The following is a 10,063-nucleotide window of genomic DNA, read 5'->3' as shown; positions in this document are numbered from 1 at the left end:
TTATGCAGGTCAATATGGGGAGAAAATGCAACCTGTTCTGTAAGCATTGTCATATTGAAGCCGGTTTCGACCGTCCGGAAGTAATGAATAGAGCAGTAATGGAAGCCTGCCTGCAGGTTTTTGAAAAGAATCATTTCACTATCCTGGATATTACCGGGGGAGCCCCGGAGATGAACCCGGATTTCCAATGGTTTGTGGAAGAAGCTGCAAGACGAAAAATACACACCATTGTACGGACTAATCTGGTTATTTTAGAAGAAGAGGGGTACCGTCATCTCCCTGAATTATATGCCCGGTTAAAAATAGAAGTAGTAGCCTCTTTGCCCTATTACACAGAAAAAGACACCGATAGACAACGGGGAAAAGGCGTTTTTTCGTCTTGCATCTCAATGTTGCAGCAGTTAAACCGTTTGGGGTACGGAGCAACACCGGATCTAATGCTTAATCTGATCTACAACCCGGGCGGCGCTTTTCTGCCCCCTAATCAGGTGAGTCTGACTGTGGATTTTAAAAAGAAATTGTATGATTTATATGGCATTTCATTCAATAATTTATTTACCGTAACCAACAATCCTATTGGAAGGTTTGGCGAATTTCTGCAACGAAGCGGCAATATGACGGCCTACCTAAATCGCCTGGTATCTGCCTATAACCCGGCGACAGTTGAGAATATGATGTGCAGAAACCAGTTATCTGTAGGTTGGGATGGGCTTCTTTATGATTGTGACTTCAATCAGGCCTTAGGTCTCACTATTAATGGAATAAACCGTATACAGGATATGATAGACAAACCTTTAACGGCGCGTAAGATTGTATTCGGAAACCACTGCTACGCCTGTACCGCAGGAGCCGGTTCGAGCTGTGGCGGAGCTATCGCTTGAAATAGGATATGAGTTTACAAACAACTTACCCGCAGGATCGGGATACCCGGTCTTGCGGGTTTGCCGTCTTTAATACGAGTATTATTGTCTGCTTCTTGCGCCGGACTTAAAAGCTTAGCCTTTTGCATTCTAAACGAGATTATAGCAATACCAGATTGTAGGAATATATCCAGCCCTGGTAATAATAAAAAATAGTTATAGTTAGCAAAAACGTGGGTAATAATTTATGCCTGCTAATGGCTATATATTGTGATATACTATTTTTAGCTAATTTTGGGGTAGCGTCTTTTTTAAAAGGTGGTGGTATCTACTGGAGGGTTGCTGAATGAAACGGTTGAGACAAAAAAATTTTATTAGCGCAGCTTTTATTCTGATTTTTGGCCTGGCCTGGTATTTGTCTGAGAGATCAGGAATGTTTGCAGACCCGACCGCAGAGGGACTAAGGAGTTATATATCCTCTTTTGGGGTTTTTGGTCCAATTGTCTATATGGCCATGTTTTCTGTGATTCCATCTGGCTCAGTTATTGCAATAGCAGGGGGAATGGCCTTTGGTATGCTTTGGGGAACCTTGTATACGATGATTGGGGCATTGATTGGAGCAACAGTTGCCTTTTATATCTCGCGGTTTTTAGGCAGAAGTGTAGTTGAAAGACTTATCAAGGGAAAAATTCAAAAGTTCGATGAGGGTATCGAAAAAGGCGGGTTTATCTTGATTCTTATTCTAAGGCTTATCCCCTTGATACCTTTTAATGTAGTTAGCTGTGGGGCCGGTCTGACCAAGAGTAAATATACCGACTACATACTGTCGACAGCGATAGGAATTATTCCCGGGGTTTTAGTATTTACCAACCTTGGGGATAAGGCCTTAAATGTGAGATCCTCTGAGTTTTGTTTAGCGATTGGAATACTAGCCCTGATGGTTATAGTATCTATTTTCTTGAAGAAAAGGTACTCATTTGACGAGCTGCTGATGAGAGTTTTAAGAAAGTCCGAGGGAGTTAAACAGACAATAACTTAAAAGTGTTGAAAACTAAAATCAATGGAGGGTTTCGAAAGATGAAAAAGGTATTATCCCTGGTTTTAATGCTGGTATTAGTTATGGCGGTATTAGCCGGATGTAATTCGAAAACAACCTCAACATCGGCAACACCTGCAGACGCCAATGCAGCCGCGGAATTCAAATTGGGTGATCTTTCAGATTCAAAACCTCTGGTTGTCAACAATGAAAAGAAAGAAGTCCAATACCTGGCCCAGGTTAATGGCAAGTATTTCACCGAATCAACCAGACACGGAGTAGTGTTCAAAGACGGAAGTAATGGCGAAAAGGCGGTATTAAGAGGATTTGCCAATCAGAACGATTTCTATAATGCACTTATTGAAATAGGAGCCAAACCTGGAGACAACATTTCTCTGGATGATATGAAATTAGCCGAAGAGACCGTTCAGGGCTCCAAACTCAATGTATTTGTTACCTGGGAAGGATTGGGCAAGGAAATACCTTTCAGCGATATATTGAAGGCCACTGAAAACAGACCCATGGACGTTCGTTTTGGCGGCAACCTGGAGAATGCTACCAATCTTAAAACCGGATGTATTCTGTGTTTGGACAGCTGTGCTGTAGGCATAACCAGCAACGCCGCTTTCAAGGCCAATGAAATTACGACCACAAAACAAGTTACTATTACTGGCAACGGGGATGTATTACCCAAAGACGGCACCAAGGTTGCTGTGATCTTCAGGCTTGCAGAATAGTAAGAAGTGATGCAGGCGAGGGTACTGCCCCTTGCCTGCATTAATTATTGCTGCAGAGGACGGGTATGAGAATATTTTCATTGCTTTATAACGGATTTATTTGGGGGATGCTCATAGCCATTATGGCTTTTCAGAACGAGTGGCTGGAAATGCGCGTCAACATTGGCCTTATTATTCCCGCAGTTATGTTTCTGGTTACAGCAGTTGTGTCATTAATAAAAAAGCCATTGAATTTATCGGGCAGATTTACCGCAGTAAATCTATTTGTAGGTGTTTGGGCCGCTTTTTTGATTTTGGGAAGCAAAAGATTGCTGGTTGTTCCTGCAGCTATGCTTAGAGAAGCAATTAAAATGACTGACCTCGGCTTTTCCACAATTAACCTGGTTCTAATTATTGGCTTGATCGCAGGTTTAACCGCTATATGGGCCGGGAAGCCTACAAACCAGTAACGTATTATCATAGCCAGTAGTCTGTTATTAATGTTGCCGAAATAAACGGAGGGTTGAACTTTGTGGTATCTGGCCTGGCGCAATACCATTAGAAGACGCAGCCAGTCTACGCTGACGATTATTATAACCGGGTTGACCATATTTATCTTAGTTATGGTTTCCTTGATATTTCTGATGGTGCGGGAGGGATTGGCCCTTTCCGCTGAGCGTTTAGGGGCTGACCTCATTGTCCTTCCCGATCAGGCGGAGGCGGATGCATATCAAACCCTATTTACTGCAGATCCGGCTAATATCTATATGCCTGAATCTATAGTGGAGGAATTATTAAAAATTGACGGGATTGCCCAGGCCAGCCCCCAATTTTTCACTCAGACCCTGACCGGAGGCTGCTGTAGTTACGGAGAAGAAATTCGCCTGGTGGGATATGATGTAACGACCGATTTTATACTGAAACCGTATTTTAACGAGCAGGATATCGGCGGTTTAGGGGATGATCAGGTTGTTATCGGGAGTAAGGTTGAAGCTCGTCTGGGCAATGTAGTTGCAATCTTGGGAAAACCTTTTAATGTGGTAGGCACCCTGTATCCTACCGGCAGCGGAATGGACGGAACCATATTTATCAATATTGATGTTGCGCGAAAGCTGGCCGGCGATATTCCTGAACTTCAACATTTATGGAAGAATGCCGGACCGGGTGAGCTTATTTCTTCGATTCTGATTAAAAGCGAGCCAGGCGCCAATACAGATCAAATAATTGAACAAATTAACCAGTCAGGCTTGAATGCACAAACGTTTGCAACCAGTGAAACCATACGCAATATGAAAATCCAAATTAACACTATTAGTGCAATCATTTTTAGTTTGTGCCTGGCTTCATTGCTGATTGCAGCTCTTGCTCTGGTGGGACGCTTCAATTCCCTGGCCAGGGAACGTAAAAGTGAAATCGGCCTTCTGCGGGCCATAGGGATTCAGAAAAAGCAGGTGTTTCTGCTCATCGTGAGTGAAGCCTGGATCATGGCTTTTATAGGCGGCCTGGCCGGAAGCCTGCTGGCGTGTATTTGCATTACCCCGGTTCTAAATATGCTGGAAAACGCCTTTGTGCTGCCAACCGGGCTGTGGACTTTGACAATGGCTCTACAAGGAGGAAGTATTGGGATTATAGCTGCATTGCTATTGGGTTCCCTGGCATCCATATACCCGGCATGGAAAAGCGCCGGCCTTGATCCGCAAGAAGCAATTACGCAGGGAGCATTAGAATAAATGGAAATTTGCCGGCTTGAAAATGTCAGTAAGAGCTATTTTACGGGAGAAAAGCTAACTCCTCTGAGAAATGTTGATCTGGTGGTGAACGCCGGCGATCTCGTCTCCGTTGAGGGTTCTTCTGGAATTGGCAAAAGCACGCTCCTATATGTAATGGGAAGTCTGCTTAAAGCTGACCAAGGAAGACTATATTTGAACAAAAAAGACGTCGGTCTAATGACTGATCAGCAATTGACCCATTTACGAGCCGAAAAGATAGGCTTTATTTTTCAAGAGACCAATCTGATTCAGGCCCTGACATTACAGGAGAACCTTGAGTTCACACGTTCGCTGGTTAAAAAAAGCAAAGATAATTTGGGGGAAATTTTATATTTACTGTCACGGTTGGGATTATCGAGTCATAAAGATCTGCTTCCCTATCAGCTGAGCGGCGGTCAAAGGAGGCGCGCCATGATTGCCCGTGCACTTATTAACCGCCCTGCTCTTATTCTGGCCGATGAACCAACCAATGACCTGGATGAGTTCTGGGCTCGTGAAATCGTACAGTTATTTTTAGAAGCCAACCGGCAGGGCAGTGCAGTAGTCATTGTAACGCATAATAATCAATGGACCCAAGAGGCTCCTTTCCAGTATCGGCTGGAGGACGGAAAATTGGCCGCAGTAAAACCGCAGCATTAGTAAACGGGTTGTTGAGGTGTACATTATGAAAGAACATTTATCAAAGGTTATATTGGGGATGGAACTGCTGGCGTCACTGCTTGTTCTAGGGGCAGTTTTCAGCTGGGCGCCCGTATGCAGTGGCTTGCTTACTCTGCAAAATGGAACCATGGTGCATATGAAATGCTTTTACAGCGGTCAGGCATCGGTTGGATTGGCCTTGATCTTGCTGGCTGCTGCAATAGCAGCGTATTTATCTAAAGTAGATCATAACAAAATACAAGGGGTAATTATCTTGATAGGAATTATGATTATTGCCAATGCCTATGAATCGGTTATCGGCATAGGAATTTGCAGAAATGCTGAAATGGCATGTAATACTACCGTTTTATGGCTTAAAGCCGGTGGAGCTTTAGCTATTACAGGAGGTCTTTTGGATATTTTAGGCAATGGCGTTAAAACCAATAAGCTGATTCTGTAAGAGGGATTAAAGTGCTTAAAACGGCTGTAATAATGATGACCAAGCTTCCCATACCCGGTTTTTGCAAGAATCGCTTGCATGAAGTCCTCGAAGCATATGAAAGCGCCGAGTTTCAGCGTTTATGCATCAAAGATTTGACCGCCATGGTCCTGAGATCTGAACTGCCTTTATATATCTACTATGCCAGCCCGGATGCTTATAAGCTTGGGGATCATGTTTCGGAAGTCTCATATATTCCGCAAAAGGGCGAAGATTTGGGAGAAAGGATGTATCATGCAGTGCAGCAAACCCTTTCGCAGTACGAGGCGGTAATAGTAGTTGGCAGCGACCTGCCCGATTTAGAACCCAGGATTGTTTACAAGGCGGTTCAAGATTTGGAGCAATCAGACATGGTTTTAGGACCCTGTTATGATGGCGGCTATTACTTGCTGGGGACTAAAGCAGCTCATCCCGAAATTTTTGAGGGAATAAGTTGGGGCAGCCCCCAGGTCCTTGATCAGACACTGAATAAAGCGAAAAAAGCCGGCCTAAGCTTACGCTTGTTGGAGACTAGGCGGGATATCGATACTTGGTACGATATAGTTGATTATTATGATCGCAATACAGGAGTCAATAGAACAGATACCTGTGTTTATACTGAACAATTAATAAAAAAATATGGCTACTCAGGGAGAAGAGACCGGGATGCAGTTAAAAACAAGTCTGTTACATGGCGAGGAGGATGCAGTAAATGAAAAAATCATGGTGGACTAGTTGGTGGTTTAGGTTATTACTGATATTAGTGCCAGTAGCACTATACTATTTGGTCCCTCCCCTTCATAACGGGATGAATCAAGCGGTAAGTACATTGTCGAAGGTTAACGTTCAAGCAGCCAAGGATTACATTTTATCCTTCGGCATATGGGCGCCTGTCGTTTCATTTCTACTTATGGTTATTCAATCGGTGGCCGCCCCCCTACCGGCATTTATTATTACCTTTGCCAATGCCGGCCTTTTTGGCTGGATTAAAGGTGCTATATTATCATGGTCCAGCGCAATGGCTGGAGCTGCCCTATGCTATGCGATCGCTCGAATTTATGGCCGGTCAGTGGTAGAGAAATTTACTACGCGGGGGGCCCTTGCTGAAGTAGACGAGTTCTTTGAGCATTACGGAAAATGGGCAGTATTAATCGCTCGCTTACTGCCTTTTGTTTCCTTTGATGTGGTAAGTTATGCGGCCGGACTTACTTCTATGGGATTTTGGGAATTCTTTTGGGCAACCGGGCTGGGCCAATTACCTGCCACCCTTGTATATTCATACGTAGGGGATATGTTGGTAGGAAGTGTGAAAACGGTAGTGTTCGGATTACTTATGGTATTTGCCCTCAGCGCATTTATTTTTATGTTTAAACAAATATGGCGGGATCGCCAAAAACAAAAGGCAATCAGTGGAAGATAATTAAAGAATATTAAATAAAAACATCCATATGCAGAATAAGATTCCTGACAGATTCCAAATTATCGGTAACAGGTTCAGAGTGTGGTTCTTTGGTTTTACATAGATCGTATATATGAGTGCCGATGCACAGGCGGCCAGGATCAGCCATCCGAATATTTTCATATATAGAGCAAAAGCAAGCAGCGAGAAGGTTGCAATACCTTTATATATCAGCAGGCAAAGCGCACAGAATGAAAGGAACTGAACCAGAGAGCATACCAGTAAAAAAGGATTGTGTTTTGTTCTTTTCTTCCGCAACAGACGAATCAGTTCTCTGAAAAGAAAGGTAAGCACAATTATAAAGAACAATAGTGGAATAAATAATTGAATGTAGCTTTGCTGCCAAAACGGAAGCTTGGAATAAGTTATTGCCGACTCGGTAGCCAGCATGATTGTTTTAGCTTTTTTCTGGAATTTCAAAATGCCCATATTCGAAGCGTAGGTATCTGCTCCGATCAGAGTCACCCGGTCGTCGTTTATGAAATAACCGCTGTCCTGCGACCCGCTTATATGCAGCATTTTTCCCGGTACCAGATACCGCAGGATTTTTTCTGGAGTTTTGAAACTTGACCAGTTGTTTGCATAATGGCCGCTAATATCGATAGTGGCTGCACCCGAACCGGGAGCCGGCCGTGTTTCTTGGCCATACAGCAAGTCTGCCGCCTTCTGTATTACCGCATCGATTTCATGTTCAGGAAGATAGGTATTGAAAGATAGAAAAACCCCGGTTTGTTCCTGTGGAAACAAGGCGATGCGGGTATAAAAATGTAGCGTCTCTCCCTTTTTGTCATAATACACCGCATGGTTTCTTGTTTTCCTGTTCCAGGTATAGCCGACTCCCTCCAACTCTTCTGACATGGAAAACTGCCTGCTGAATATTTCTTCTTTTGACTTGGCCATTAAGACACGGGTATCCTCATTGTCTAAAAGCCACTGCATATATTTTGCCATATCCTCGGCGGTAGACACGGCGGAACCTTCCGGATAGAGATTCATATAAGGCTCGAGGGTTTCTTCCCCGCTGGGCAGGTATGGTTTGGAAACATAGACAACATCGTGCATGTGCTCGAAGGTTGTCCGGGTCATTCCCAAAGGCAGGAAAACCTGTTCCCGGCAGTACTGGGCAAAATCCTGATCTGTAATGCATTCAACCACATAAGCGGCCAGCGCAATTCCGTAGTTGGAATATGAAACTACTTCGCCCGGTTTAAACACCTGTGCGGGAAGATATTGGCGCACGCTGGCGGCAAGGGGTTCGGTATCACTGACATTGCGAACTGCCATGCCTGTCACCCGGTCTTCAAATCCGGCCGTATGGGTAAGCAGCTGATGCATGGTTACAGGATATGAGAGGGTTGGAAAATCAGCATCAAGGTAGACAGAAATATCGCGATTCATATCCAAGCGGCCCTCTTGATGGAGGATTTGAGCTGCCACCGCCACGAAAGTCTTTGAGACCGATCCGATGCGAAAGGCGGTCTTTTCTCCATCGGCGGCAATGCCATTGTATTCATCAGCGAAACCGTATCCCTGGCAAAGTTCAATTCTACCGTTCTTTACGATAGATAGAACCGCTCCTTTCGCATGGCCCGGCCCTGACATGCTGTCTACCATACGATTCAATTCATTGCGGATTTCCTGAGAATCCTGTGCCAAGGCAGGTGTTCCTGTTACGGAGAAGATCAACAGTAGCGAAATGAATATGCGTAAAAACTTTTTCATAAACATCCTCCCAAGACTTCCTTAAACAATATTGTATCGGACCAACCCGGAATCTATCTGCTCATTTAAATTTACCTTATAATGATTAACTTTGTCTTGTTTGCTTGTTTTTGCGGCCCGGATGATTAATTCCGCCATACCCGCAACCGGCTCCAGCGGGCATATTGGGGGCGGGCATGCTGCTATTGGAATAGCGTAGGGACTGGTGCCCGCTGCCGTTGTTACTTATATATAGAAAGCCGGGCCTGAAATCATTTTCAAGATAGCGATAGGAGAGGCGTTTGACGATTATGATAAACTAAACCCTTGTGGAATCCGTCGCGTTGATATATAGGATCACCCGAACAGCATTAATCTTTCTTGAAGATTAATAATTTATGTGATAACATCCTAAACAACTCCATAAGCACCGGGGGAGCTGGAAAGGCTGGCTGAGATAAGGGACCGATGAATCCCTTGACCCTTTAACCTGATCTGGATAATACCAGCGTAGGGAAGGTTTACAGGCTGAAATTATTAAAGCATAGACCTTTCATCTGGGTCTATGCTTTTTTGATCCACAGGCAAAAGGATGGCTTCTCGGATTTTTGCCATGCCAGGAGCGACGCATTGTCATCGCATGCCAGGAAGAGTTTATTGCTGCCTTTTAATTTTGTGGCTTTGCCGGTATTGTGAATATTCTGGATGCCAGAGGAGAGATTTGATTTGAAAAACCTGTTAACCATTGCCGGCTCTGATTCCAGCGGCGGAGCCGGGATCCAGGCGGACATTAAGACCTTTGCGGCTCTGGGCACCTATGGGATGAGTGTGATCACGGCTGTAACAGCCCAGAATACTCAGGCTGTCATAAAGGTAGCGGAAATGAGTAGGGAAATGGTAAAAGCCCAAATTGATGCGGTCTTTTCTGATATTCGGGTTGACGCCGTTAAAATTGGGATGGTGGCTAACGCCGGTCTCATTCGTCAGATTGCTCTATCCTTGGAAGAATGGGGCGCACAGAATATCGTGCTGGATCCGGTGATGATTTCTAAAAGCGGTTGTGCCCTGCTGGAGCAGGCGGCGATTGAGGCTTTAAAAGAGGAATTGTTCCCAATGGCCACCATCATCACCCCCAATTTACCGGAAGCGGAGGCCCTGCTTGGAAAACCAATTACAAATCAGGAGGAAATGGAAAAGGCGGTCAGGGAGCTTTACCTTTTGGGCCCCCGCAGCGTGTTGATAAAAGGCGGGCACCTGCAGAGCGATGCAGTTGATGTATTTTTCGATGGTGAAAAAATGACCGTGTTTTCAGCCCCCCGCATAAACAGCAAAAATACCCATGGGACAGGATGCACCCTATCCTCGGCGATAGCAGCCCATCTGGCTTTAGGTAACGATTTGATCA

At 44.6% G+C, this 10,063-nt stretch carries 11 protein-coding genes and 1 riboswitch; of the genes, 10 read left to right on the top strand and 1 reads right to left on the bottom strand.

Annotated features, from left to right (window positions below; translation table 11 throughout):
* From arsS to B3W37_RS03595, 9 genes are all read left to right on the top strand, one after another.
* The coding region (gene arsS, locus B3W37_RS03635) for an arsenosugar biosynthesis radical SAM (seleno)protein ArsS (protein WP_483174813.1) at window positions 1–881 on the top strand (881 nt) is incomplete at its 5' end.
* A gap of 325 nt (window positions 882–1,206) precedes the next feature.
* Window positions 1,207–1,899, top strand: a complete 693-nt coding sequence (locus tag B3W37_RS03630; RefSeq protein WP_481042480.1) for a TVP38/TMEM64 family protein — start codon at window positions 1,207–1,209, stop codon at window positions 1,897–1,899.
* Between the two features lie 38 nt (window positions 1,900–1,937).
* Window positions 1,938–2,633 (top strand): YdjY domain-containing protein, encoded by a 696-nt coding sequence (locus B3W37_RS03625; RefSeq protein ID WP_481042482.1) that lies wholly within the window; start codon window positions 1,938–1,940, stop codon window positions 2,631–2,633.
* Between the two features lie 65 nt (window positions 2,634–2,698).
* Window positions 2,699–3,082 carry a hypothetical protein gene (locus B3W37_RS03620; RefSeq protein ID WP_483174812.1) on the top strand — a complete coding sequence of 128 codons (384 nt, stop codon included), beginning with the start codon at window positions 2,699–2,701 and terminating at the stop codon, window positions 3,080–3,082.
* 60 nt (window positions 3,083–3,142) lie between these two features.
* Window positions 3,143–4,342, top strand: a complete 1,200-nt coding sequence (locus B3W37_RS03615; protein WP_483174811.1) for an ABC transporter permease — start codon at window positions 3,143–3,145, stop codon at window positions 4,340–4,342.
* Window positions 4,343–5,020 (top strand): ABC transporter ATP-binding protein, encoded by a 678-nt coding sequence (locus tag B3W37_RS03610; protein WP_483174810.1) that lies wholly within the window; start codon window positions 4,343–4,345, stop codon window positions 5,018–5,020.
* Window positions 5,021–5,045: 25 nt separating this feature from the next.
* Window positions 5,046–5,480: a DUF4418 family protein gene (locus tag B3W37_RS03605; protein WP_481042489.1), complete on the top strand. Its 435-nt coding sequence runs from the start codon at window positions 5,046–5,048 to the stop codon at window positions 5,478–5,480.
* A gap of 11 nt (window positions 5,481–5,491) precedes the next feature.
* On the top strand, window positions 5,492–6,214 hold the full coding sequence (locus tag B3W37_RS03600; protein ID WP_483174809.1) for a TIGR04282 family arsenosugar biosynthesis glycosyltransferase: 723 nt from the start codon (window positions 5,492–5,494) through the stop codon (window positions 6,212–6,214).
* Window positions 6,211–6,918 (top strand): TVP38/TMEM64 family protein, encoded by a 708-nt coding sequence (locus tag B3W37_RS03595; protein ID WP_481042493.1) that lies wholly within the window; start codon window positions 6,211–6,213, stop codon window positions 6,916–6,918. The genes B3W37_RS03600 and B3W37_RS03595 overlap by 4 nt, the downstream gene beginning before the upstream one ends.
* Here the strand turns inward: B3W37_RS03595 and B3W37_RS03590 are convergent, their stop codons facing one another.
* Complete coding sequence (locus B3W37_RS03590; protein WP_483174808.1) at window positions 6,919–8,679, bottom strand: serine hydrolase domain-containing protein; 1,761 nt, start codon at window positions 8,677–8,679, stop codon at window positions 6,919–6,921.
* Between the two features lie 401 nt (window positions 8,680–9,080).
* Window positions 9,081–9,193, top strand: a riboswitch (TPP riboswitch).
* A gap of 191 nt (window positions 9,194–9,384) precedes the next feature.
* On the opposite strand from B3W37_RS03590, the gene thiD reads away from it, so the two are divergent.
* The coding region (gene thiD / locus B3W37_RS03585) for a bifunctional hydroxymethylpyrimidine kinase/phosphomethylpyrimidine kinase (protein ID WP_483174807.1) at window positions 9,385–10,063 on the top strand (679 nt) is incomplete at its 3' end.

The organism is Syntrophomonas sp. UBA5494, assembly GCF_002426325.1.
The sequence above is the reverse complement of the archived record's forward strand: the minus strand, read 5'-3'. Positions and strand labels throughout refer to the sequence as shown.

What these genes read in the sequence shown, in the direction of transcription:
- B3W37_RS03630 (WP_481042480.1), top strand. Translation starts at nt 1,207, where the DNA reads ATGAAACGGTTGAGACAAAAAAATTTTATTAGCGCAGCTTTTATTCTG.
- B3W37_RS03625 (WP_481042482.1), top strand. Translation starts at nt 1,938, where the DNA reads ATGAAAAAGGTATTATCCCTGGTTTTAATGCTGGTATTAGTTATGGCG.
- B3W37_RS03620 (WP_483174812.1), top strand. Translation starts at nt 2,699, where the DNA reads ATGAGAATATTTTCATTGCTTTATAACGGATTTATTTGGGGGATGCTC.
- B3W37_RS03610 (WP_483174810.1), top strand. Translation starts at nt 4,343, where the DNA reads ATGGAAATTTGCCGGCTTGAAAATGTCAGTAAGAGCTATTTTACGGGA.
- B3W37_RS03605 (WP_481042489.1), top strand. Translation starts at nt 5,046, where the DNA reads ATGAAAGAACATTTATCAAAGGTTATATTGGGGATGGAACTGCTGGCG.
- B3W37_RS03595 (WP_481042493.1), top strand. Translation starts at nt 6,211, where the DNA reads ATGAAAAAATCATGGTGGACTAGTTGGTGGTTTAGGTTATTACTGATA.
- B3W37_RS03590 (WP_483174808.1), bottom strand. Translation starts at nt 8,679, where the DNA reads ATGAAAAAGTTTTTACGCATATTCATTTCGCTACTGTTGATCTTCTCC.